Origin of the sequence: Actinomadura litoris (genome assembly GCF_009733595.1) — a bacterium.
GTDB lineage: Bacteria > Actinomycetota > Actinomycetes > Streptosporangiales > Streptosporangiaceae > Spirillospora > Spirillospora litoris.
On sequence record NZ_WOFH01000005.1, the window covers coordinates 477,970 to 501,552 of the forward strand.

Sequence of the window (23,583 nt, forward strand, 5' to 3'; positions counted from 1 at the left end):
GGCAGGATGGGCGGATGCCTGATCTTCGTGCGCCCCTGGAACGCGTCCGCGCCGTCCTGGACGGGGCGGGCTACACCGTGGACGGCGTGCGCGAGCTGCTCGGGCCGGTGGCGGGCGGGGCGCTGGCGCGGGACGAGATCGTCCCGGCGCTGCGCGCCACCCGCGGCGGGTCGCCGCTGGAGGCGCTGACCCGGCTGTTCTGGCTCCAGGTCCCGGTGGCGGCGGACACCGTCCCGGTGGACGACCTCGTCCGCGCGGGCCTGGCCGAGGTCTCCGTGGACGAGGTGCGGCCGCTGCTCCACGTCGAGCCGCTCGAAGCCACCGGGCATGTCGGGTACGCCGTCTCGGATCTGAAGGTGCGGCCCGGATCCGGGGGCGTCGTGCCGTCCGATCATGTGGTGGGCGCGGGCGGCGCGTCGGGGAGCCTCGCCCGGCTGGTTGTCCACAGGGCTGTGGACAACGTGCTCGATCTCGGGACGGGATGCGGGGTGCAGGCGGTCCATCTGGCGCACCGCGACCCCGCCGCGCGGATCACCGCGACGGACGTCAACCCGAGGGCCCTGCGACTCGCCGCGATGAGCTTCGCGCTCTCCGGGGTGGAGGGCGCCGAGTTGCGCGAGGGGTCGCTTCTGGAGCCGGTGCGGGGGCGGCGTTTCGACCTGATCGTGTCCAATCCGCCGTTCGTCGTCGCGCCGTCAGGGGAGGGGGATCCGCGCTTCACCTACCGCGAGTCCGGGTTGCCGGGCGACGAGTTCTGCCGCCGGATCGTCACCGAGGCGCCACACCTTCTGAACGACGGCGGGCATGTACAACTGCTGGCCAACTGGCTGCACGTCGACGGGACGCCCTGGGAGGAGCGGGTCGGCGCGTGGGCGGAGGAGTCGGGCTGCGACGCGTGGATCGTCCAGCGGGACGTCCAGGACCCGGCGGAGTACGCCGAGTTGTGGCTGCGCGACTCGTGCGAGGCGGGGACCCCGGAGTACCGCGCGCGGTACGAGGCGTGGCTCGCGCATTTCGAACGCCGGAACGTGACCGGGATCGGCTTCGGCTGGATCACGCTGCGGCGCACCGGCGGGCGTCCGGGGGTGCGCGTCGAGGAGCTGCGGCACGCCGTCGAGCAGCCCGTGGGAGCCTATGTCGACCACGTGCTGGACGGCCTCGCGGCGGCCGCGGAGTTTTCCACAGGCTGTGGACGGCGGGTGCTCCGCGCGGCGGAGGGAATCGTCCAGGAGCAGATCGGCGCGCCGGGCGCGGAGGACCCTGAGCGGATCGTCCTGCGCCAGACCGGGCGGCTCGGGCGGGCCGCCGGCGTCGGGACGGTCGAGGCGGGGCTCGCCGGGGTCTGCGACGGCACGCTGCCGCTCGAACCGCTGCTGGACGCCATCGCCCAGCTCACCGGCATGCCCCCGGAGCAGGTGCGCGAGCACGCGCTGACCGTCCTGCCCGAGCTGATCGCGGACGGCTTCTTCGAGGTCCCGTAGGGGTCAGCCGCGGCGGGCGGCGGTGATCGTGCGGAAGGCGCTGCCGCGCAGGCGGCGTGCGAGGGCGCGGTTCACCCGGTGCGCCCACAGCGGCCCGCCGTAGATCATTCCCGTGTACGCCTGGACGAGGGTGGCCCCGGCCCGCACGCGTTCCCACACGTCGTCGGCGGTCTCGACGCCGCCCACCGAGATCAGGACGAGGCGTCCGCCGGTGCGGGCGTGCAGCCGGCGCAGGACCTCCAGCGAGCGCTCCTTGAGCGGGGCGCCCGACAGCCCGCCGGTCTCCTTGGCCAGGCCGGGCGCGCTGCGGAGCGCCTCGCGCCCGATCGTGGTGTTGGTGGCGATGATCCCGTCGAGCCCGAGGTCGAGCGCGAGGTCGGCGACGGCGTCGACGTCGTCGTCGGCGAGGTCGGGGGCGATCTTGACCAGCAGCGGGACGCGGCGCGCGGCGCACGCCCGGTCGGCCGCCTCGCGCACGGCGGTCAGCAGCGGCCGCAGGTGCTCGACGGCCTGGAGGTTCCGCAGGCCGGGGGTGTTGGGCGAGCTGACGTTGACGACGAGGTAGTCGGCGTGGGGGGCGAGGCGCTCGGTGCTCGCGACGTAGTCGGCCGCGGCCTCCGCCTCCGGCACGGCCTTGGTCTTGCCGATGTTGACGCCGACGATCGTCCCCGGACGCCGCCGCCGAAGCCGCAGCGCGGCGGCCTCGGAGCCCTCGTTGTTGAAGCCCATCCGGTTGATGACCGCCCGGTCGGGGACGAGCCGGAACAGCCTCGGGCGCGGGTTGCCCGGCTGCGCGCGCCCGGTGACGGTGCCGATCTCGACGTGGCCGAAGCCGAACGCGCCGAGCGCGTCGTAGGCGACGGCGTCCTTGTCGAACCCGGCGGCGAGGCCGAGCGGGCCGGGGAAGTCCAGCCCGAGCGCGCGGACGGCGAGCGCCGGGTCCCGGGGCGCGAGGACGCGGCGCAGCAGCGGCGCGAGGCCGGGCACGGCCTGGACCGCCCGCAGCGCGGCCAGCGTGAGGTGGTGCGCGGTCTCCGCCGGGACCCGCGTGATGACCAGTGAGAACAGGAGTCGATACATCGCCCGCCAGTATCCCAGCCGGTTCGTCCGGAAAGGTCAGTGGCCCCGGAAGGTGCGGCGCAGCGTCAGGCGGACCTCGCGGCTCGTCTCCCGCATGGTCGCGCGCACCGCCCGGACGGGGTCGCCGACGGTGACGCGCCAGCTCGTGCGGATGCCGTGCCCCACGGGGCGCAGCACGCTCGTCCTGACCCAGCGGGACGGCGCCACGATCAGGACGCGGCCGGTCCAGCGGAGGGGGACGGTGACGAACGTCCGCCAGAGCCAGCGCAGGAGCCGGGCCGCGAGGCGCCACGTCCCCCTGACGCCGTGCCCGATGGGGGTGAGCAGGTGCCGGTAGAGGGCACGTGCGGGCAGGACGAGCAGGTAGCGCGCCGGCAGGACGAACAGGACGTGTCCCAGCCACGCCAGGCCGCGGCCCAGCAATCGCCACGTCCATGCCACGGCGGATGCGAACGCCTTCCAGCCGCTGGCGAGCACGTCCCACACCGCGACGAAGAAGAGGCCGATTCCGCGCGCGACCCACGCGATGCCGCGGCCCACGGTCAGGAAGAGCCAGGCCAGACCGAGGAGCGGCGGACGCAGGACGTACCGCCACACCAGCACGGCGGGCAGCACCACCAGGACGCCGATCAGCCGGCCGACGACCGTCGCGATGCCCGATCCGAGCCAGGCCAGCCCGCGTCCGACCAGCCGGAGCGGTCGCAGCAGGACGAAGTCGAGCACGAGCGCGAGCCCGCGTCCGATCATGGCGAGGAGGCGGCCCACCGGGAGGAGCAGCCGGCGGTAGAGCCATCGGGCCAGGTGCACGGCGCCGCGTCCGAGGAGCCGGAGGCCGCCGATCACGACCACGACCACCAGCCACCGCAGCGGCCGGGTGATGAGGAGGTCGAGCAGCCACGCCACACCCCCGCCGACCGCGCGGAAGACCGCCGCGACGCCGCGTCCGACGAGGCGGAGCAGGTCGTAGCAGAGCCGGAGCGGGAGCACGACCACCAGCGCGACCGCCCGCGCGGGCACGACGATCCACGCCGGACCCGTCGGCCCCGCCGAAGGTTCGCGCCGCATGCCGGGTGCGGGCGCCGCGCCCTTGCCGAGGCTGACGCGGTCGCCCTCGCGCGCGCCGCGGCCGTCCGTGGGGGGTCCGGCGGTCACCACATCGCACCTCGGGGCGGGTCGGGGCAGTTCGTCCGGAATGAGACCTGCTGGGAAGGCGAACGGTTCCCTCGCGCCGCCGTGCCGGTCGTGCCGGTCGGGCCTGTCGCGCCCCGGTCGCACCCGGTTTGAACCTGTCGGGTCCCCTCCACCGTACTGCTAGTTGATCAAGGAGGGCGGTGCGGCCGCTTCGCCTCGATCGCCGCAGGGACCCCGGCCGACCCGGGGCCCGCATCGACCTGGAGGACACGACATGGAATTCCCACGTTGGGCGATCCCCGCGGCGGCCGCCCTGACCGCGACCGGGCTGGTGGTCACCGCGTGCGGGCAGGAGAAGGCCGGGGCCCAGCGGAACGCGGCGGCGGGCACGAGGCAGAGCCCCGCCGCGGCCGCGACGTCCGCGGCGCCGAAGCCCGAGCCCGAACCGACGACGCTGGAGGTCGCGAGCGTCACCAGGCTCGGCAAGGTCGTCACGGACGGCCGGGGCATGACGCTGTACCGCTTCGACAACGACACCGCGCGTCCGCCCGCCTCCACCTGCGAGGGGGCGTGCGCCAAGGCGTGGCCGCCGGTGTGGGCGGGCGCGGCCGAGACCGAGGTCAAGGGCGTCCGGCGGTCGCTGGTGGGCAAGGTCAAGCGGCCGGACGGCAGGTGGCAGGTCACGCTCGGCGGCTGGCCGCTGTACCGGTTCGCCAAGGACGCGAGCCCCGGCGACGTGAAGGGCCAGGGCGTGGGCGGCACCTGGTACGCGGCGGCGCCGACCGGCAAGAAGGCCCTGACGGCCGCGCCCACCGAGAAGGCGCCCACCGAGAAGGCGCCCACCGGGAACAAGCCCGCGAACGACCGCTGGAAGGGCTGGACGGTCGTCAGGGCCAAGCGCGATCCGAGGCTCGGACTGATCATCACCGATGGGCGGGGCCGCACGCTCTACCGCTATGACAAGGACACCAGCAGGCCGCCGAACTCCGTCTGCTTCGGCGCCTGCAAGAAGGCGTGGCCGCCCGCCGTGTTCAACGGCTGGAAGCATCTGAAGCTGGAGGGCGTCAGCAAGAAGGCCGTCAACTTCATCGAACGCAAGGACGACGGGAAGTGCCAGCTCACGATCAACGGCTGGCCCATGTACTTCTACGAGAAGGACGCGCGTCCGGGCGACACCAAGGGGCAGGGCGTCGGCGGGGTCTGGTGGGCCACGACCCCCGAGGGCAGGAAGGTCATGTCCGCGACCGGCAACGGTAACGGTTACTGAATTCGGCCGTCCGCGTCCTGATCCGCCCCCACGGGCGAAGGCGCGGGAGGTTCGTGGGTCGGTCGGGGCCCGCGAGCCTCCCGCGTCTTCTTTGCTCTGCTTACGCCATCGACGTTCCCCCGAGTCCCCTTTATCGAAACAAGTCCGTATCCGTACCACTGGTATCCCGTGGTATGGGCGGGGACATTGTTAGGCGTGGGCCGCTTTATGATCACGATCCCTTTCCGGACCTCGACAGGCACCCGCTCCAGTGATCGAATGAATACGGTCCCGCCATGGATGCGGCCCGGCGAAGTGCCCGCGCTTGGTGGGTGGCTTCAGGAGGCCCGATGGTCGAGCGGATCGGACGACGACCCGGCCGCGTCATGCGCGCTGAACGGATCGCACGGAGGAGAGCCATTCCGCCCGACCGGCACGCCCCGCCCGACCGGCGCATGCGGCGGAGCCTCCCCCCGCTCCGCGCCGCCGTGGCCCTGACCCTGCTGGCCGGCGGCCTCGCCGCGTGCTCGGGCGGCGGCGGGGGAACACCCACGCTGAACTGGTACATCAACCCCGACGACGGCGGCCAGGCCAAGCTCGCCGCGTCCTGCACCAAGGCGTCCGGCGGCAAGTACAAGATCAAGACCTCGGTGCTGCCGAACGACGCGACGCAGCAGCGCGAGCAGCTCGTCCGGCGGCTCGCCGCCAAGGACTCCGGGCTCGACATCATGAGCCTCGACCCGGTGTTCGTCGCGGAGGTCGCCAACGCGGGGTTCCTGCGCCCGTTCACCGCCGCCGAGTCGAAGCAGTTCACCGACGGGGTGTTCCCGCCCGCCGTCCAGAGCTCGACGTGGGAGGGCAAGCTCTACGCGGCGCCCTTCTGGGCCAACACCCAGTTGCTCTGGTACCGCAAGTCGGCCGCGCAGAAGGCGGGTGTCGATCCGAGCGCGCCCGACTTCACCTGGGACAAGATGATCGACGCCGCCGTCCGGACGAACACGACCGTCGCCGCGCAGGGCAACCGGTACGAGGGCTACATGGTGTGGATCAACGCCCTCATCTCGTCCGCGGGCGGCCGGATCATCAGCGACGCCGAGAAGGGCGCCGACGCCACCATCGAGATCGACTCCCCGGCCGGACGCCAGGCCGCGACGATCATCCGCAAGCTCGCCCGCTCGAAGGCGGCGAGCCCGACGCTGTCCACCGACATCGAGGAGCAGGCGAGGTCGGTGCTCAACGGGTCGCGCGGCGGATTCATGATCAACTGGGGGTACATCTGGCGCGCCGAGAACGGCGACGCCAAGGCCGGGGTGATCAACAAGAACATCCCCGCCGACCTCGGCTGGGCCCGCTACCCGAAGGTGAACGCGAACCAGGACAGCAAGCCCCCGTTCGGCGGCATCGAACTCGGCATCGGCGGCTACGGCAAGTACCGCGACACGCTCGCGGTGGACGCGGTCAGGTGCATCACCACCCCCGAGAACATGAAGCAGTACATGATCGACACGGGCAACCCGGCGGCCCGCGCGGTGGTCTACGACGACCCGCAGATCAAGAAGGAGTTCCCCATGGCCGGGCTCATCCGGGACTCGATCAACGCCGCGTCGCCGCGTCCCATCACGCCGTACTACACCGACGTGTCCGGCGCCGTGCAGAGCCGCTGGCACCCGCCCGCCTCCGTCGACCCGAACTCGACGCCGCGCAGGTCCGAGACGTTCATCCGCCAGGTCCTGCGCGACCAGGCGCTGCTCTGAAGGGACGGATGATGGCCGCAGTACAGAGCGCGCCCGCCGCGACGAAACGCAGGGCGGGACGCGCGGAGCTGTCCGACCGGAGCCGCAGCGAGCGCCGCCTCGGGCTGCTGCTGTCGGCGCCCGCCGTGATCGTCATGCTGCTGGTGACCGCGTACCCGCTGCTCAACGCGCTGTACCTGTCGCTGTTCCGGTACCGGATCACCGCGCCCGACGACAAGAAGTTCGTCGGCCTGTCCAACTACTGGACGGCGCTGTCGGACCCGCTGTTCTGGCAGAACGTGTTCACCACGTTCATCATCACGTTCGCCACCGTCGCCGTGGAGCTGGTGATCGGGTTCGGGCTGGCGATGGTGATGCACCGGGCGCTGTTCGCGCGGCGCACCGTCCGGACGGCGATCCTGCTCCCGTACGGCATCGTCACCGTGATCTCTGCGTTCGCCTGGCGGTACGCCTTCGACCTCCAGTCGGGGTTCGTGAACTCCTGGTTCGGGCTCGGCGACTACGCCTGGTTCTCCGGCCGCTGGTCGTCGCTGTTCGTGATCGTCCTGTCGGAGATCTGGAAGACGACGCCGTTCGTGTCGCTGCTGCTGCTCGCCGGGCTGGCGCAGGTGCCGAACGACCTCGGCGAGGCCGCGACCGTGGACGGCGCGACCGCCTGGCAGCGGCTCCGCCGAGTGACGATCCCCAACATGAAGGCCGCGATCCTCGTCGCGGTGCTGTTCCGCACCCTGGACGCGTGGCGGATCTTCGACAACGTCTACATCATGACCTCCGGCCAGCAGAAGACGCAGACGCTGTCGTTCCTCACCTACCAGCAGACGATCACCCGGACCGCCATCGGCCTCGGCGACGCGGTCGGCGTGCTGCTGTTCCTGTCGGTGGTCCTGATCGCGGTCGTGTTCATCCGCGGGTTCCGCGTGGACCTGTCCCAAGTGCGAGGTGACCGGTGATGGAGAGCGCCCGTTCCAAATGGCTGTGGATCGTCGCGTCCCTGCTCATCCTCGTCTGGACGGTCTTCCCGATCCTGTGGATCGTGATGCTGTCGTTCAAGCAGCCCGGTGAGATCGGCAACCAGAAGGGCTTCCTGCCCCACCACTGGACGTGGGACAACTACCGCACGGTCTTCAAGACCGACCTGTTCACCTCGGCGCTGATCAACTCGATCGGCATCTCGGTGATCGCGACGTTCGTCGGCGTGGTGTTCGCGACGCTCGTCGCCTACGCGATCGCCCGGCTGGAGTTCCCCGGCAAGAAGCTGATCCTGTCGTTCGCGCTGGCGATCGCGATGTTCCCGGTCGTCTCGCTCGTCGGCCCGCTGTTCAACCTGTGGCGCGACATCGGCCTGTACGACACCTGGCTCGGCCTGATCATCCCCTACATCTCGTTCGCGCTGCCGCTCGCGATCTGGACGCTGTCGGCGTTCTTCCGCGAGATCCCGTGGGAGATGGAGCAGGCCGCGCAGGTCGACGGCGCCACCGCCTGGCAGGCGTTCCGGAAGGTGATCGTCCCGCTGGCCGCGCCCGGCGTGTTCACCGCCGCGATCCTCACCTTCTTCTTCTGCTGGAACGACTTCGTGTTCGGGATCTCGCTGACCTCCTCCGACAACGCCCGTCCCGTCCCGGCGGCGCTGGCGTTCTTCACCGGCGCGTCGCAGTTCGAGCAGCCCACCACCGCCATCTGCGCGGCGGCGGTCGTCGTGACCGTCCCCGTCGTCGTCATCGTCCTGGCGTTCCAGCGCCGCATCGTGGCCGGGCTGACGTCCGGCGCCGTCAAGGGCTGAGCCCACCGGGATTAGGGAGAACCATGGCCGCCATCACCATGAAGAAGATCGTCAAGAGGTACGGTGACGGTTTCCCGGCCGTGAACGAGGTGTCCCTGGACGTACGGGACGGCGAGTTCATGATCCTGGTCGGGCCGTCGGGCTGCGGGAAGTCGACGCTGCTGCGGATGATCGTCGGGCTGGAGGACATCACCTCCGGCGAGATGGTCATCGGCGACCGCGTCGTCAACCGGGTCGCGCCGCGCGAGCGGAACCTGTCGATGGTCTTCCAGAACTACGCGCTGTACCCGCACCTCACGGTCTTCGAGAACATCGCGTTCCCGCTGCGGCTGGCGAAGACGCCCGACGCGGAGGTGAAGCGCCGCGTCAACGAGACGGCCGAGCTGCTGGAGCTGACCGAGCACCTGGAGCGCAAGCCCGCGAACCTGTCGGGCGGGCAGCGGCAGCGCGTCGCGATGGGCCGCGCGATCGTCCGGCAGGCCGACGCGTTCCTGTTCGACGAGCCGCTGTCGAACCTGGACGCCAAGCTGCGCGGCCAGATGCGCACCGAGATCTCCCGGCTCCAGCGGCGGCTCGGCGTCACGACCGTCTACGTCACGCACGACCAGACGGAGGCGATGACGCTCGGCGACCGCGTCGCGGTGCTGCGCAAGGGCGTCCTCCAGCAGGTCGGGAGCCCCCGTGAGCTGTACGAGCAGCCGGTCAACCTGTTCGTCGCCGGGTTCATCGGCTCGCCGTCGATGAACTTCCTGCCCGCCTCCGTCGACGGGACGACGCTGGAGACCCCGCTCGGCCGCTTCGAGGTGCGCGACGAGCGCAAGGCCGCCGCGCTGGAGGGCCGCGAGGTGGTGCTCGTCGGCATCCGTCCCGAGCACTTCGAGGACGCCTCGCTCGTCAGCGAGGAGAAGAAGGCGCACGGCAGCGTCGTCGCGGCCCACGTGGACGTGACCGAGTGGCTGGGCAACGAGCTGTACGCCTACGTCCCCTACGAGGCCCCGGACGACCTCGCCGCGCAGCTGCGCGAGCTGTCCCGCGAGCTCGACGGCGACCAGCTCCGCACGCAGGCCGTCGTCGCGCTGGACGCCTCCAGCCCGATCACCCCCGGGCGCGACGCCGAGCTGTGGATCGACACGTCCCGCATCCACATCTTCGACCCGTCCACGGGTGACAACCTGACCCGCGACGAGGAGCACGTCGCCGAACTCGGACGGCTCGGCGAGGAGCACCGCGAGGCCAAGCGCGACGCCCAGCGCCACGCGGAGCGGCCCGCACCGGAGGCGTCCACCTCGGAGGCGTCCACCTCGGAGGCGTCCGCGCCGGAGGCGCCCACCGAGCCCTGACCGGCCGCTCCTCCCCGTTGATCTTGTCTGGCACGATCGGGGGCATGACTTCCGGGGACATGTACGAGCGCTTCGCCCACGAGTACGCCGCCCACGCCGAGGACAGCGCCTACAACGCCTACTACGACCGGCCCGCCCTCCTCGGCCTGGCGGGCGACGTCGCGGGGCTGACGGTCTTCGACGCGGCGTGCGGCCCCGGCCTGTACGCACGCGAACTCCTGGACCGGGGAGCGCGCGTCCTCGGCTGCGACGCGTCCCCGACGTTCGTCGAGCTGGCCCGCGAGCGCACCGGCGGCCGGGCCGACCTGCGCGTCCACGACCTGACCAAGCCCCTGACCTGGGTCGAGGACGGCACGGCCGACCTGGTCGTGCTCGCGCTGGCCGTCCACTACTTCGACGACCGCGTCGCCCTGCTGCGCGAACTCCGCCGCGTCCTCACCCCGTCGGGCGCGCTCGTCCTGTCCACCGAGCACCCGATGGCGACATGGTTGCGCCTGGGCGGCTCCTACTTCACGACCGAGCCCGTGGAGGAGTCCCTCAGCGCGGAGCACGAGTGGCCCATCCGCGCCTGGCGCCGCCCCCTCACCGTCACCGTCGCCGAGTTCCGCGAGGCGGGCTTCTACATCGACGAACTCCTGGAACCCCGTCCCGCCCCCGAAATGGCGACCCGCTATCCCGACGACCACGCGCGCCTGGAGCAGTCCCCCGGCTTCATGGCCTTCCGCCTGCGCCCTCTACCGTGACGGCGCGGGGATCTTGCCTATGCCGAGGGCGTTCTCGCTGGGGAGCAGGCCGGATTCGAGTGCCTTGACCAGCAGCGGCGTGGTCAGTTCGGCCAGGCGGGCGGCCTTGTCGGCGCCCAGGGCCTGCCAGGGCGCGTAGGCGAGGTCGTCGGTGGTGCGCTCGACGTCGTCGCGCAGCGCGCGGAGTCCGTCGGCGGCGGCGCCGTCGGGGGTGAGGAGGCCGCGGCCGATGAGGCGGTCGCGGGCGGCGGTCCATTCGGCGTCCGTCCAGCCCCGGGTGGCGAAGGTCGCGGGGGACGCGGCGCCGATCGCGGCGAAGGAGACGAGGGCCTCGGCCGGGTCGAGGCCGGCGGTGAGCAGGGCGGCGATGTGGCCGTCGCCGCGGTGCTCGCGCAGGATGCCGATGGCGTGCCAGAGGACCAGGTGCGGCTCGTCCGGCCAGGGGACGGCGGCGTAGGCGGCGGCGAGCGGGCGGCCCGCCAGCGGGGCCGCGAGCGCGGCCTCGCGGGCGAGGTCGGCCGCCTCGGAGAGTTCGCCGACGGCGTCGCCGAGGAGGGTGCGGTAGAGGCGGTCCACGACGCGGGTGCGGGCGGCGAGGACGCGGTCGGGGGACGCGGTCTCCCAGTCGGCCGGGAAGTGCGCGGCGATCAGGCGCGGGCTGAAGCTGTAGAAGGCGGACGCCACGCGTTCGGCGCCCACCGCGCCGAGGGGCGCGGCGCGCCAGGCGAAGTAGCTCGCCCAGCGCTCCTCGCCGTCGAAGCCGAGGGCGGCGGCCTCGGCGAACATCTCGGGCGCGTACCAGAACGGGGCGTGGACGGGTTCGAGTTGGTGCCACATCCGGCGGGCCAGGCTCGGGTCGGTCATGTCGGGCTCCTCAGGTCGGCTGGGCACAGCATCGCATGATCGTTATGGGGCGCTCGCGGGGGCCTCGACCTGTGATTCTCCGTCCGGGTGAGCAATCGGCGACGCGCGGTTTACTTTTGGCGCAATCGGCGGATGGGACGTTAAGTCATACCGTAGGCTCCGCCCCAGAGCCCGACCTGGAAGCCCTCGAACGCACCGCCGAAACCGTCCGCCGCTCCGACCCGCCGCGCGCCCCGTCGGGTCGGTTTGGAGCGGTCCCAGACCGTCAGCGACCCGTCCCGGGCCGCCGGTGGTCCGGTTCCGCCCGCCGGACGGCGCCTGCCCACCGGACCCCCTGTGGCCCGGGCCCGCCGCTCGCCCGCGCGGGACCGGTGCCGCCCGGTACCCGTGCCGCCGAGCGTGTCCCGGAAAGGTCAAGATCAAGTCGTCCGGCGCGTTGCCCGATCACTTACCGCAGGTGAATGATTGCGATGCGCTTCCGACCCTCTGTGTGGTGATGCAGTGAATCTCGGCACGACGGACCCAGGCTCCCGCGACCGTGGCGGCCCTCGGCGGGCCGCGACGTGAGCGGGATGGAGCGGCTCGGCGACCCGCTCGGTTTCACCGCCGACCCGGAGGAGGCGCGGCGGGCGCGGCGCACGGTCCGGGAGCGGGCGGGCAAGGTCGTCGCCGACCCGGCGCTGCTCGACGACGTCGAGCTGATGAGCGCCGAGGCCATCGCGAACGCCGTCCTGCACGGGACCGGGCTCATCAGGGTGACCGTGGAGACCGACGGGCGGCGGCTGCGCGTGGAGGTGGCCGACGACGGTCCGGCCGGCGCCGACCAGCACCGGCGGTGCCGCCTGGACCACGGGCGCGGGCTCACCGTGATCGACGCGCTCGCCGAGGAGTGGGGGCTCGACCAGACGCCCCGCCGCACCCGGCTCTGGTTCGAGGTCGACGCCGCCAGGGTGTCCGCGGGGGCCTGAGACCGGGGGGCGGCGGGCAGATCGTCTCCTGGGCGGCGGTTCGTCCGGCATGGGTAGTCTGGATCGACCATGGAGACGACGTCCGGCGGGTTGCGCGAGCGCAAGAAGGAGGCGACGCGCGAGGCGCTGCACGACGCCGCGATGCGCCTCGCCGTCGAGCACGGTCTCCAGGAGGTCACCGTCGAGGCGATCGCCGACGCGGCCGGGGTGTCGCGGCGCACGTTCTCCAACTACTTCGGCGGCAAGGAGGAGGCGCTCCTCTACGGCGACGAGCGGCGCATGCAGAACCTGCTGGAGCGGTTCATCGCGCGCCCGTGCGACGAGTCGTCGTGGGCCGCGCTGCGCGGCTCGCTGCACGCGATGCTCGCCGAGGAGGGCGAGCGCGATCCGCGCTGGGTGGCGCAGGCGCGGCTGGCGCGCGAGCACCCCTCGGTGATGGCGCAGCAGCTCGCGCACTGGGCCTCGCTGGAGCGCACCTTCGCCGACCTCATCGCCGTGCGGGACGGCCTCCCCTCCGGCGGCGCCCGCCCCCGCGCGATGGCGGGCGCGTTCATGGCCGCCCTGCGCATCGCCGCGATCGTCTGGACGGACGAGCGGCCGCCCCGCCCGCTGGCCGAGATCGCCGACGACCTGCTGCAGGAGATGGCCCGGCCGTTCGGCTGAGGGGTCAGGGCCGCGGGATGTTGCGCAGGTTGCTGCGGGCCAGGTCCAGCATCCTGCCGACGCCGCCGGTCAGGACGGTCTTCCCGGCGGCCAGCGCGAAGCCCCTGATCTGCTGCGCGGTGACGCGCGGCGGGATGGACAGCGCGTTCGGGTCGGTGACGACGTCCACCAGGTAGGGGCCGGGCGAGGCGAGCGCCCTGCCGAGCGCGCCGCGCACGTCGGACGGGCGCTCCACCCGCGCCGACTCGATGCCCGCCGCCTCGGCGATCGCCGCGTAGTCGACGGCCTCGTGGTCGGTCTCGAACGAGGGCAGGCCGTCCACCAGCATCTCCAGCTTCACCATGCCGAGCGACGCGTTGTCGAAGACGACGATCTTCACCGGCACGCGGTGCAGCCGCACGGTGAGCAGTTCGCCGAGCAGCATCCCGAGGCCGCCGTCGCCGGAGACCGAGATGACCTGGCGGCCGGGCGCCCCGTACTGCGCGCCGATCGCGTGCGGGAGGGCGTTCGCCATGCTGCCGTGCACGAACGACCCCATCACGCGGCGCCGTCCGTTGGGGGTGATGTAGCGGGCGACCCACACGTTGCACATGCCGGTGTCCACGGTGAAGATGGCGTCTTCCGCGGCGAGGTCGTCCAGGACGCTCGCGACGTATTCGGGGTGGATCGGAATGTGCCGGTCGATGTCGCGCGTGTACGCGGAGACGACGTTCTCCAGGGCACGCGCGTGCTTGCGCAGCATGTCGTCCAGGTAGGAGCGGTCGTGCTTCTGCTCCACCTTCTCCAGGACGAGCCGGAGCGTCTCCCCGATGTCCCCGTGCACGGCCAGGTCCAGGGGTGTGCGGCGGCCCAGCCGGGACGGGTCGTCGTCCACCTGGATGGTGTTCTTACCGGGCAGGAACGGGTCGTAGGGGAAATCGGTGCCGAGCAGCAGGACGAGGTCGGCCTCCTGCGTCGCGTCGTAGCAGGCGCCGTAGCCGAGCAGCCCGCTCATACCCACGTCGAACGGATTGTCGTACTGGATCCACTCCTTGCCGCGCAGCGCGTGCCCGACCGGCGACAGGACCTTGTGCGCCAGCGCCATCACCTCCGCGTGCGCGTTCCTGACCCCCGCGCCGCAGAACAGCATCACCCTGCGGGCCCGGTTCAGCGCGCCCGCCAGCCGCTCCACCTGGTCGGGCGGCGGACGCACCACGCCCTTGCGGACGAGGAGGTCGTGCTCGCCCGTGGGCTCGGTCGCGTCCCGGCTGGCGATGTCGCCCGGCAACGTCAGCACGGCGACGCCGCCGAGCCCGACCGCGTGCTGGATCGCGGTCCGCAGGATCCGGGGCATCTGCGCCGGGCCGTTGATCATCTCGCAGTAGTGGCTGCACTCGGCGAACAGCCGCTCGGGACGGGTCTCCTGGAAGTAGCCGCTGCCGATCTGCGTGCTCGGGATCTGCGAGGCCAGCGCGAGCACGGGCGCGCCGGAGCGGTGCGCGTCGTACAGGCCCTGGAGCAGGTGCGTGTTGCCGGGCCCGCAGCTTCCGGCGCACACGGCGAGCCGTCCGGTGGTCTGCGCCTCGGCCGCCGCCGCGAACGCGCCCGCCTCCTCGTTGCGGACGTGGACCCAGTCGATGCCGTCCGTCCGGCGGACGGCGTCCACGACGGGGTTGAGGCTGTCGCCGACCACCCCGTAGATCCGCCGCACCCCGGCCTGCCGCAGCACCTCGATGAACTGGTCGGCGACCGTCGCCATCGTCCCCCCACGTCCCCGGTGATCGTCAGAGGGGAGATGCCCGGGGACCGCCACGGTGAACCCGCAGGTAATCAAAATGTGAACCAATTAGATCCGGCGGGACTAGGGTGGCGTCATGGACGCTGATGGCGACGCGGAACTGGACTTCTGGTCGTTCGTCGACCTCGCCGGCCGCCGTCTGTCGGAAGAGTTCGGCTTTCCGCACCGCGCCGCCACACGGTTGTTGCTGACGCTCAACCGGGCGTCCGCGATCGTCACCTACGACCTGGAGTCCACCGTGCACCGCCCGCGCGGGCACTCCTGGTCGGCGTTCCGGCTGCTGTTCGTCACCTGGCTCGCCGGGCCGCTGGAGCCCGGACGCGCCGCCACGCTGGCCGGGATGAGCAGGGCGGCCGTCTCCAACCTCGCCAAGACCCTCGTCGCGGACGGGATGATGGTCCGCACGCCCGGCGAGCGCGACGGCCGGTCGGTGATCCTGTCGCTGACCGATCAGGGCGGCAAGGCGATGCTGGACATCTTCACCGGGCAGAACGAGCGCGAGCGGCAGTGGGCGAGCGTGCTGACCGAGGCCGAGCAGCAGATACTGATCATGCTGCTGGACAAGCTCATCGCCGGGCGCGACCGGTTCGACGTCCGCGAGCGCAGCTAGCCTGGCGGGCGGCCGGCCCGGGGGGCGACCCTTCCCTGATCCCGACCGGCGTCGTAATGTCGACGCAAAGTAGTAAACACGTTAATCATTTGCTGGAGGCGAACGAGACCATGGCCCACTACCGCCGGGCCGGCGACGTACCGCCGAAGCGCCACACCCAGCACAGGGACGGCGCGGAGCGGCTGTACTTCGAGGAGTTGATGGGCGAGGAGGGCTTCTCCTCGGACTCCTCCCTGCTCTACCACCGGGAGATCCCCTCGGCGATCGTCGACTCGCGCGTCTGGGAGACCCCCGACGCCGCGACGACGCCGAACCACCCGCTCAAACCGCGCCACCTCAAGCTGCACGAGCTTTTCCCCAAGGAGACCTGGAGCGAGACCGACACGGTGACCGGGCGGCGGCTGATCCTCGGCAACGCCGACGTCCGGCTGTCCTACGCCGTCTCCAGCGCCGCGTCCCCGCTGTACCGCAACGCGACCGGCGACGAGATCGTCTACGTCGAGTCCGGCAGCGCGACCGTTGAGACGATCTTCGGCGCGCTCTCGGCGCGGCAGGGCGACTACGTGGTCATCCCCACGTCCACGACGCACCGGTGGCTGCCCAACGGCGACCTGCCGCTGCGCACCTACGTCATCGAGGCGACCGGGCACATCACGCCGCCCAAGCGGTACCTGTCGCGCTTCGGCCAGTTCCTGGAGCACGCCCCCTACTGCGAGCGCGATCTGCACGGCCCCGGCAACCCCATCCAGGTGGACGGCAGCGACGTCGACGTCCTGGTCAAGCACCGCGGCCCCGGCGGCGTCGCCGGCACCCGGCTCACCTACGCGCGGCACCCGTTCGACGTCGTCGGCTGGGACGGCTGCCTCTACCCGTTCACCTTCAACGTGGACGACTTCGAGCCGATCACCGGCCGCGTCCACCAGCCGCCGCCGGTGCACCAGGTGTTCGAGGGGCACAACTTCGTCGTGTGCAACTTCGTCCCGCGCAAGGTGGACTACCACCCGCTGTCCATCCCGGTGCCCTACTACCACTCCAACGTGGACTCCGACGAGGTCATGTTCTACTGCGGCGGCGACTACGAGGCCCGCAAGGGGTCGGGCATCGGGCAGGGCTCGGTGTCGGTCCACCCCGGCGGCCTCGCGCACGGCCCGCAGCCGGGCGCGTACGAGCGCAGCATCGGCGCCGAGTTCTTCGACGAGCTGGCCGTGATGGTCGACACCTTCCGTCCGCTGGAGATCGGCGAGGGCGGTCTGGCCGGTGAGGATCCCGCGTACGCCTGGACCTGGGCGAGGCGGTCATGACCGAGCCTCTCGCCGCCGTGGCCCCCGCCATCGAGCCTCCCGCCCTGTTCACCGGGCTGTGCGACGACGCGGCCGTGTTCCCGCCCGGCCTCGCGCCGCTGGCGGAGGCCGTTCCCGCGCACCGCCGGCACCGCGCCGCCGCCTACGCGCCGATGGTCGGCCCGCTCGTCCTGCCGGTGAACGCGCTGGGCGACCTCGGCCCGATGCTGCGCGAGAAGATCGGCATCTCGGTGACCGCGCCCGGCGGCCCCGACGACGTCACCGAGACCTTCGCCGCCGCGTCCGGGATCCCGGTCGAGCTGCACGGGATCGAGGTCGCCGTCCCGCCCGGCATGTCCCCGGGCGACTTCTTCCGCGCCCTCGACCGCGCCCACGCCGGACGCGAGGACGTCCCCGTCTGCGTCGAGGTGCCCCGCGACGAGCGCCGTTCCGAGATCATCCGGGGCCTCGCCGCGACCGGCCACCGCGCGAAGTTCCGCACCGGCGGCGTGACGGCCGACCTGTACCCGTCCGTGGAGGAGCTGGCCGACGCGATCAAGTCGGCGGTCATCGCGGGCGTGCCGTTCAAGGCCACGGCGGGGCTGCACAACCCCGTCCGGCACACCGAGCGCGCGACGGGCTTCGACCAGCACGGCTACCTGAACATCCTGCTCGCCACCGACGCGGCGCTGGACGGCGGCACCGCCGCCGAGCTGGCCAAGATCCTCGACCAGCGCGACCCGTTCTTCGTCGCGGGCGCCGTCCCCGCGCTCGCCGACCGGGCCGCCGAGATCCGCTCGGCCTTCCTGTCCTTCGGGACGTGCAGCATCGCCGAGCCGCTGGGCGACCTCGCGGGTCTCGGCCTACTCCCAGACGAGTTCTTCCAGGAGGATCTGTGACCCGTATCGCGATCCCGGCGGATTCTCCGTTCGGCCTCGCCAACCTGCCCTACGGCGTGTTCTCGACACCGGGGCTCTCACCCCGCGTGGGCGTCCGCGTCGCGAACACGGTGGTCGACCTGGCCGCCGCGCTCGGCGACGACGTCTTCGCCCGGCCGTCGCTGAACCCGTTCATGGCGCAGGGATACGGACGGTGGGTGGAGGTCCGCGAGCGGATCATCGACCTGGTGTCGGGGGACGTGCCGGGCTCGGCCGTCCACCCGGTCGGCGCGGTCACCCCGCACCTGCCGATCGAGGTCGCCGACTACGTCGACTTCTACGCCTCCGAGCACCACGCCTCCAACCTCGGACGCCTGTTCCGCCCGGACTCCGAGCCGCTCATGCCGAACTGGAAGCACCTCCCGGTCGGCTACCACGGACGCGCCGGGACGGTCGTCGCGTCCGGCACGGACATCGTCCGCCCGAGCGGCCAGCGCAAGGCGCCGTCTGAGGACACGCCCTCCTACGGCCCGTCCCGCCGGTTGGACATCGAGGCGGAGGTCGGCTTCATCGTCGGCACCACCTCCCCCCTGGGCACACCCGTCCCCACGGACGAGTTCTCTGAGCACGTCTTCGGGGCCGTCCTGCTGAACGACTGGTCGGCGCGTGACATCCAGGCTTGGGAGTACGTCCCGCTGGGGCCGTTCCTGGGGAAGAGTTTCGCGACGTCCATCTCCCCTTGGGTCGTCCCCCTCCTCGCGCTGGAATCGGCCCGCGTGGCCACTCCGCTGCAGGACCCCGAGCCTCTCCCGTACCTCCAGGAGAAGAACGCATGGGGGCTCGACCTGAACCTCGTCGTCGAGTGGAACGGCCAGGTCGTGTCCCGTCCGCCTTACCGGGAGATGTACTGGTCGCCTGCGCAGATGCTCGCGCACATGACGGTGAACGGCGCCTCGTCCCGCACCGGCGACCTGTTCGCGTCCGGGACGGTGTCGGGCCCCGAGAAGGACCAGCGCGGCGCGTTCATCGAGCTGACCTGGGGCGGCAAGGAGCCCGTCGAGGTGAACGGCGAGCCCCGCACCTTCCTTGAGGACGGCGACGAGGTCACGATCTCCGCGACCGCGCCGGGCGCGTCCGGCGCCTCGATCTCCTTCGGCGAGGTCCGGGGCCGCGTCCTGCCCGCACGCTGAACCGCCGGGCCCGGTCGGCGACCGGGCCCGGCGGTCAGTCGGTGCAGACGGTGCCGGGCGCGGGCAGCACGAGGTCGGTCAGGTACTGGTTGGTCGCGTCCCGGACGCATGCCGACGACAGGAACATGCTGTAGTCGTCGCCTTCCCGGCTCAGGACGACGCTCCCGGGCAACTGGCCGGCGAACGCCCGGCCCGCCGAGTGCGGCGCGTGCGCCTGGTGCGTCGACTGGACGACCAGCGCCTTCGGGCCCTGCGGGACCCTCCCACCGGCACGCGCGGGCTTGGCGGGCACCGGCCAGCCCACGCACCCGATGAGCTTGGCCCAGCCCGACACGGCCCCGCCGAGGTGAGGCGAACGCGCCTTGAGCGCCTTCTGCGCCCGCTCGGCCTGCTTGAACGTCCGGATCTGCCGGTGCGTGTCGAGGCACCCGCCGACCTGCTCCTGGACGCGGTCGAGCGTCCGGTCGGCCGCGGTGGCGAACCCCGACGCGTCCCCGCCCCGCGCCTTGGCGATCGCCCCCGCGAGCCGGGGCCAGAAGAATCCCTTGAGGTCCAGGCTCTCCTGCGTGGCCTCGCGGATGTCCTCACCCGTCAGCGGCCGCCCGTCCTCGACGGGGATGGGCTCACGATCGGCGCGGGCGACGAGCGCGTCGTACTCGGCGCCGACGTCGTGCCCCTTCAAGGCGCACCTGTCATCCGTGCCGCACCAGGCGGCGAACCGGTCGAAAGAATCCTCGGCGGCGGACGCCTCATTCAGCGCCTGGTCGAGCGGCGAGACGGTGTCGTCGAGCGCGGTGTCGGCGTTCAGCGTGCGGAGCCGTCCGGGGAAGAGCGCGGCGTAGGTGCGTCCGAGAAGGGTGCTGTGCATGATCCCGTACCAGTTCAGCTGCCGCTCCCCGAGCTTCACACGCAACGCCTCGAAGTCCCTGGCGGCGCTGACGGAGTCGACATTGGCGACCAGCGGCCCATTGCGCCGCAGGCAGTCCTCGCCGAATCCGCGATTGTGCTCGGCGAGCCTACGGAAGGCGCCACGATCCTGGGGAAAATGAGTGACCCCCTCGCCCTTCATCGGCACCGCACACCGCACAGGCGCACTGTGCCCCACCCCCCGAGGGTCGATCGCGACGATGTCGAACCGCTGCGTCATCGCCCCGGCGAGCTCGGGAAACCCGCTGCGCATCGCGAGCCTCAACTGCTCGATCGCGGACCGCCCGGCCCCGTTGTTGAGCACCAGCGTCCCCTGCCGGCGCGCCGGATCACCGGCCGCCCGCCGGACAAGCGCCAGCTCGATCTGCGCGCCACGCGGCGTGGACCACTCCACCGGCACCCGCATGGTGCCGCACTGCAGGCCCGCGAACTCGGCGTCGGCACAAGCACGCCACGCGATCCCCTGCGCTGCCTGCGCGGGCGCGGCCAGCACAGGGGCCAACATCACCCCACTCGCCAAAACGACGACCTCCACCCGCAGCCCGAAGACTCCGCCCACACCCAACCCCTTAGAAGCAGTTATGTACGCTAGAAGCTATAACCAAATTGACAGCCTCACAGTCGCCTCGTCAAGGGGCAGGGGGCCCGCAAGTTAGAAGCACTACTGTCGGCGATACTCTTTAACCCACGGTGGAAAGGGGTGGTGACATGGCGAAGAGCGCGACGTCTCCCCGCGAGCGGTACCGGGCGCAGGTCCGCGAGGAGATCAAGGAACGGGCGTGGGAGCAGATCGCCACCGCCGGAGCGTCCGCGCTGTCCCTCAACGCGATCGCCAAACAGATGGGCATGAGCGGCCCCGCCCTCTACCGCTACTTCGCCGGACGCGACGAGCTGATCACCGAGCTGATCAAGGACGCCTACCGCAGCCAGGCCGACACCCTCAAGGCCGCCGTGGCGGACAGCCCCGACCTGGCCACCCTCGCCCACGCCCTACGCCGCTGGGCGCTGGACGACCCGCAGCGCTACTTCCTCCTGCACGGCACACCGATTCCGGGCTACCACGCCCCCGACGAGACGACCGCGATAGCCGACGAGGTCATGCGCCTCGTACTGGACGCCTGCCAGGAAATCCCCGCCGCCGACCCGCCCACCGACTTCGAGGAACACCTGGCGACGTCCCGCCACTGGGCGAAAGACCACCCGGCCCCACCCCAAGCGCTGCACCGCGCCCTGTCCACGTGGACGCGCGTCCAAGGCGTCCTCTCCCTGGAACTAGCCGGCCACTTCGCCCCCATGGGCTTCGACCCCGCCCGCCTATTCGAGGCCGAAGTAGAAAGCCTGACAACCCCCTGACCCGCCGCCAGGACGAGGCGGGCCCAAGTGCAGGCCCAACCTCACCTAAGCCCGAGCCAGCTCCCGAACGACGAGCGCGACGGCATACTCGACATCGCTCACCGGCGTAATCCGCCGCCCGTCACCCCAGGTGAACCACCAGGCCCCCTCGAAGAAGTCGCACCCGACCTCAACCAGCCTGTGCGGCCGCCCCCGCCACACCACACTCAACCCCGCCGGCGCCCCACGCCGCTCAACCACCCCGCACGCCAGTTCCGGACGTAGGTCGAGGACTGCTCGCAGCGCACTCAGATGCGTCTGCCGGTCGCTCATAGGGGCGGGAAACGCCTGCCAGCTCACACCCATGACACACCCATGACGGTTCACCTCGCAGTTATCGATTGGAAGCGGCGCGGCCGGTGGTCCGGGGGGCATGACACCGACCGCGCCGCGCTCACCCAGACCCCGACGAGCCCTTACGGGCCCGCCGGGCCTGTTGCTTGAGGGCCTCGCGCAACAGCGACGCAGAGGGATGCATGAGCGTGGGCTCCACACCCGCCGCCGGGTCGTGCAGGCTGGCGACCCACTCACCGAGCCGGCCGTCCTGCCGCACGGCCCGCCAGATCCGCCACCCACCGAAGTCACCTCGCAGTGACTCCAGCTCCCGCTCGTCCCGCGCTCGCCCGTCCATCACCGACCCCTTGCTCGCCCGCCTGCCGGATTTCGTGCGACAACCTTCACACGCTCGACTACTCTCAGCTACAGCCCCAACACTCCCCAGGCTTCACCCCAGCTGTCCCGAGGAGCCTCCCCATGCCGAACGAACAAGCCGGTTACACCCGAGACCCGCTGCTTCGGACATTCGGCGCGGTCCTGCGCGCTCACCGAGAGGCAGCGGGCGCCTCGCGCCCCCAACTCGCGCAGGCGCTCGGCTGTCAGCCAGGGTGGATCGAGAAACTGGAGACCGCCCAGAAGCCCTGCTCCGAAGCCACCGCCGATGACCTGGACGTCTACTTCCAGACCCCGAAGCGTGTGTTCTGGAAGATGTGGCTTGAGATCAAGCGCGAAGGCAAGCACGTCGCAGCGCCTCCGGGATTCTCCAGGTATGCCGAGATCGAAGCCAAGGCTGTGGCGGCCCGCTTCTTCGAAGCTCAGGTAGTGCCCGGCCTGCTTCAGACACCGGCCTACGCGCGGGCGGTCCTGAACTCGGGACTGGCCCCTGAGATGCTCGAAGAGCGCGTCGCCTCGCGTATGGAGCGTCAGGAGATCCTCGCCCGGGACGATGCGCCTCGCATGTGGTACGTCCTCGACGAGGCCATCCTGCATCGTTGTGTCGGCGGGCCGCTGGTCATGGCGGAGCAGCTGGATCGATTGATTGACGTGACTGAAACGAACCCTAAAATAGAAGTCCGAATGCTGCCATTCTCCTCAGTTACTTACGCTGGCCTTGATGGGTCATTCTTTGTGTTGAGTCTTCCCATGGGCATAGATGTCGCCTATCATGAGGGTCCTGAGGTCAGCCAGATAATAGAGGATGCGGCCACGGTCGCCGAATACAGAGTGCGCTTCGACCTGGTGATGGGAGAGTCGCTTCCGACTGGAGGCTCTCTCAAGATGATCAAGATGGCTCTGGAGGACTACTCGTGAATGCCTCTGACCTGCAAGACCTTCGCTGGCGTACAAGTAGCTACAGCAGTGGTCAAGGTGGCGCCTGTGTCGAAGTCGCGCCACACGGCCCAATGGTGGCCGTACGAGATTCTAAGAACACGAGCGGTCCAAAGCTGATCTTTGATGCTTCTGCTTGGCAGGTCTTCGCGCAGCGCGTGAAGGTGAACGAATACGACCTGAGGGGGTAACTATGGTTGCCTCGGACGTCCGATGGTGCAAAAGCAGCCGCAGCAGTGGCCAGGGTGGCGACTGTGTCGAGGTGGGCCAGTGGCGCAAGAGTAGCCGTAGTGGCGGCCAGGGTGGCGACTGCGTGGAACTAGCGGACACTACATCCGCGATCCTGGTTCGTGACTCCAAGGATCCGAATGGTCCTCGGCTGGCGCTCGCCCCCGCCGCCTGGCGAGTATTCGCCCAACACGTGAAGGCGGATGTCTTCGACCTGTGGGGTTAATTATGGACGCATCGGACGTCCGATGGCGCAAAAGCAGTCACAGCGGCGGCCAAGGCGGTGCTTGCGTGGAAGCTGGCCGGTGGCGCAAGAGCAGCCGCAGCGGCGGCCAGGGTGGTAACTGCGTCGAGGTCACAGATGCGGCGTCCGTGATCTTGGTGCGAGACTCCAAGGACCCGGACGGCCCTCGGCTGGCACTCACCCCCGCTGCCTGGCGAGCTTTCACCAAGCACATAAGGCGGACCCCACCCTCTGAGCGCTAGGGCGCCACCATCCGCATGCGGTAACGAAACCTCCAAGGACGACGAGAACCTGACGTGGAGTATCAGGCGCGGCTGCTGGTGAGGTTGCGAACCCTGTAGGGGCGATAAGAACGCAGGCGCCCCACGAGCGCGGCCGTGGCAGCGCCCCAGATTGCGAACC

24 protein-coding genes are annotated in these 23,583 nt (G+C 71.1%); 18 read left to right on the forward strand and 6 right to left on the reverse strand.

What is annotated here, in order from left to right; all coding sequences use genetic code 11:
* Positions 1–14: 14 nt before the first annotated feature.
* The gene (locus GNZ18_RS16915) at positions 15–1,481 is read left to right on the forward strand and encodes a DUF7059 domain-containing protein (RefSeq protein WP_156217392.1); all 1,467 of its coding nucleotides are present in this window, start codon (positions 15–17) and stop codon (positions 1,479–1,481) included.
* 3 nt (positions 1,482–1,484) lie between these two features.
* On the opposite strand, the gene GNZ18_RS16920 is transcribed toward GNZ18_RS16915, so the two are convergent.
* Complete coding sequence (locus GNZ18_RS16920; RefSeq protein WP_156217393.1) at positions 1,485–2,561, reverse strand: quinone-dependent dihydroorotate dehydrogenase; 1,077 nt, start codon at positions 2,559–2,561, stop codon at positions 1,485–1,487.
* Positions 2,562–2,597: 36 nt separating this feature from the next.
* Positions 2,598–3,713, reverse strand: coding sequence for a hypothetical protein (locus tag GNZ18_RS16925; RefSeq protein ID WP_156217394.1), 1,116 nt, complete (start codon positions 3,711–3,713; stop codon positions 2,598–2,600).
* Positions 3,714–3,966: 253 nt separating this feature from the next.
* On the opposite strand from GNZ18_RS16925, the gene GNZ18_RS16930 reads away from it, so the two are divergent.
* From GNZ18_RS16930 to GNZ18_RS16955, 6 genes are all read left to right on the forward strand, one after another.
* Positions 3,967–4,959: a hypothetical protein gene (locus GNZ18_RS16930; protein ID WP_156217395.1), complete on the forward strand. Its 993-nt coding sequence runs from the start codon at positions 3,967–3,969 to the stop codon at positions 4,957–4,959.
* 329 nt (positions 4,960–5,288) lie between these two features.
* Complete coding sequence (locus GNZ18_RS16935; RefSeq protein ID WP_216651323.1) at positions 5,289–6,692, forward strand: extracellular solute-binding protein; 1,404 nt, start codon at positions 5,289–5,291, stop codon at positions 6,690–6,692.
* Between the two features lie 11 nt (positions 6,693–6,703).
* Positions 6,704–7,642, forward strand: coding sequence for a carbohydrate ABC transporter permease (locus tag GNZ18_RS16940; protein ID WP_156217396.1), 939 nt, complete (start codon positions 6,704–6,706; stop codon positions 7,640–7,642).
* On the forward strand, positions 7,642–8,472 hold the full coding sequence (locus GNZ18_RS16945) for a carbohydrate ABC transporter permease (RefSeq protein ID WP_156217397.1): 831 nt from the start codon (positions 7,642–7,644) through the stop codon (positions 8,470–8,472). Before GNZ18_RS16940 ends, GNZ18_RS16945 begins: the two co-directional genes overlap by 1 nt.
* Before the next feature lie 23 nt (positions 8,473–8,495).
* Positions 8,496–9,812 carry an ABC transporter ATP-binding protein gene (locus GNZ18_RS16950; RefSeq protein ID WP_156217398.1) on the forward strand — a complete coding sequence of 439 codons (1,317 nt, stop codon included), beginning with the start codon at positions 8,496–8,498 and terminating at the stop codon, positions 9,810–9,812.
* Between the two features lie 44 nt (positions 9,813–9,856).
* Entirely contained in the window at positions 9,857–10,555 is a 699-nt protein-coding gene (locus GNZ18_RS16955; RefSeq protein ID WP_156217399.1) for a class I SAM-dependent methyltransferase, read from the forward strand.
* On the opposite strand, the gene GNZ18_RS16960 is transcribed toward GNZ18_RS16955, so the two are convergent.
* A complete protein-coding gene (locus GNZ18_RS16960; RefSeq protein ID WP_156217400.1) occupies positions 10,547–11,419 on the reverse strand; it encodes an SCO6745 family protein in 873 nt (290 codons plus the stop codon). The two genes, GNZ18_RS16955 and GNZ18_RS16960, sit on opposite strands and share 9 nt — an antisense overlap.
* Positions 11,420–11,991: 572 nt before the next feature.
* On the opposite strand from GNZ18_RS16960, the gene GNZ18_RS16965 reads away from it, so the two are divergent.
* Positions 11,992–12,387, forward strand: a complete 396-nt coding sequence (locus GNZ18_RS16965; RefSeq protein WP_156217612.1) for an ATP-binding protein — start codon at positions 11,992–11,994, stop codon at positions 12,385–12,387.
* A 69-nt stretch (positions 12,388–12,456) separates the two neighbouring features.
* On the forward strand, positions 12,457–13,050 hold the full coding sequence (locus GNZ18_RS16970) for a TetR/AcrR family transcriptional regulator (RefSeq protein ID WP_156217401.1): 594 nt from the start codon (positions 12,457–12,459) through the stop codon (positions 13,048–13,050).
* A gap of 4 nt (positions 13,051–13,054) precedes the next feature.
* On the opposite strand, the gene GNZ18_RS16975 is transcribed toward GNZ18_RS16970, so the two are convergent.
* A complete protein-coding gene (locus tag GNZ18_RS16975; RefSeq protein WP_156217402.1) occupies positions 13,055–14,788 on the reverse strand; it encodes a pyruvate dehydrogenase in 1,734 nt (577 codons plus the stop codon).
* 115 nt (positions 14,789–14,903) lie between these two features.
* Here GNZ18_RS16975 and GNZ18_RS16980 point away from each other — a divergent pair, with 115 nt between their 5' ends.
* From GNZ18_RS16980 to fahA, 4 genes are all read left to right on the forward strand, one after another.
* On the forward strand, positions 14,904–15,437 hold the full coding sequence (locus tag GNZ18_RS16980) for a MarR family winged helix-turn-helix transcriptional regulator (protein WP_156217403.1): 534 nt from the start codon (positions 14,904–14,906) through the stop codon (positions 15,435–15,437).
* A gap of 110 nt (positions 15,438–15,547) precedes the next feature.
* Complete coding sequence (locus GNZ18_RS16985; RefSeq protein WP_156217613.1) at positions 15,548–16,738, forward strand: homogentisate 1,2-dioxygenase; 1,191 nt, start codon at positions 15,548–15,550, stop codon at positions 16,736–16,738.
* Positions 16,735–17,616, forward strand: a complete 882-nt coding sequence (locus GNZ18_RS16990) for a hypothetical protein (protein ID WP_156217404.1) — start codon at positions 16,735–16,737, stop codon at positions 17,614–17,616. Before GNZ18_RS16985 ends, GNZ18_RS16990 begins: the two co-directional genes overlap by 4 nt.
* Positions 17,613–18,785, forward strand: a complete 1,173-nt coding sequence (fahA, locus tag GNZ18_RS16995; protein WP_312874574.1) for a fumarylacetoacetase — start codon at positions 17,613–17,615, stop codon at positions 18,783–18,785. Before GNZ18_RS16990 ends, fahA begins: the two co-directional genes overlap by 4 nt.
* 34 nt (positions 18,786–18,819) lie before the next feature.
* On the opposite strand, the gene GNZ18_RS17000 is transcribed toward fahA, so the two are convergent.
* Positions 18,820–20,217 (reverse strand): alpha/beta fold hydrolase, encoded by a 1,398-nt coding sequence (locus GNZ18_RS17000; RefSeq protein ID WP_156217405.1) that lies wholly within the window; start codon positions 20,215–20,217, stop codon positions 18,820–18,822.
* Positions 20,218–20,420: 203 nt separating this feature from the next.
* Here GNZ18_RS17000 and GNZ18_RS17005 point away from each other — a divergent pair, with 203 nt between their 5' ends.
* Positions 20,421–21,065: a TetR/AcrR family transcriptional regulator gene (locus tag GNZ18_RS17005; RefSeq protein WP_156217406.1), complete on the forward strand. Its 645-nt coding sequence runs from the start codon at positions 20,421–20,423 to the stop codon at positions 21,063–21,065.
* A gap of 433 nt (positions 21,066–21,498) precedes the next feature.
* Here GNZ18_RS17005 and GNZ18_RS17010 read toward each other — a convergent pair whose 3' ends face one another.
* The gene (locus GNZ18_RS17010; protein WP_156217407.1) at positions 21,499–21,735 is read right to left on the reverse strand and encodes a hypothetical protein; all 237 of its coding nucleotides are present in this window, start codon (positions 21,733–21,735) and stop codon (positions 21,499–21,501) included.
* Positions 21,736–21,857: 122 nt separating this feature from the next.
* On the opposite strand from GNZ18_RS17010, the gene GNZ18_RS17015 reads away from it, so the two are divergent.
* The 4 genes from GNZ18_RS17015 to GNZ18_RS17030 are packed head-to-tail and all read left to right on the forward strand — an operon-like array spanning position 21,858 to position 23,423.
* Positions 21,858–22,691: a helix-turn-helix domain-containing protein gene (locus GNZ18_RS17015; RefSeq protein WP_156217408.1), complete on the forward strand. Its 834-nt coding sequence runs from the start codon at positions 21,858–21,860 to the stop codon at positions 22,689–22,691.
* Positions 22,688–22,900, forward strand: a complete 213-nt coding sequence (locus tag GNZ18_RS17020; protein ID WP_312874575.1) for a DUF397 domain-containing protein — start codon at positions 22,688–22,690, stop codon at positions 22,898–22,900. The genes GNZ18_RS17015 and GNZ18_RS17020 overlap by 4 nt, the downstream gene beginning before the upstream one ends.
* Positions 22,901–22,902: 2 nt before the next feature.
* A complete protein-coding gene (locus GNZ18_RS17025) occupies positions 22,903–23,163 on the forward strand; it encodes a DUF397 domain-containing protein (RefSeq protein ID WP_156217409.1) in 261 nt (86 codons plus the stop codon).
* Positions 23,164–23,165: 2 nt separating this feature from the next.
* Positions 23,166–23,423: a DUF397 domain-containing protein gene (locus GNZ18_RS17030; protein WP_156217410.1), complete on the forward strand. Its 258-nt coding sequence runs from the start codon at positions 23,166–23,168 to the stop codon at positions 23,421–23,423.
* Positions 23,424–23,583 lie beyond the last annotated feature (160 nt).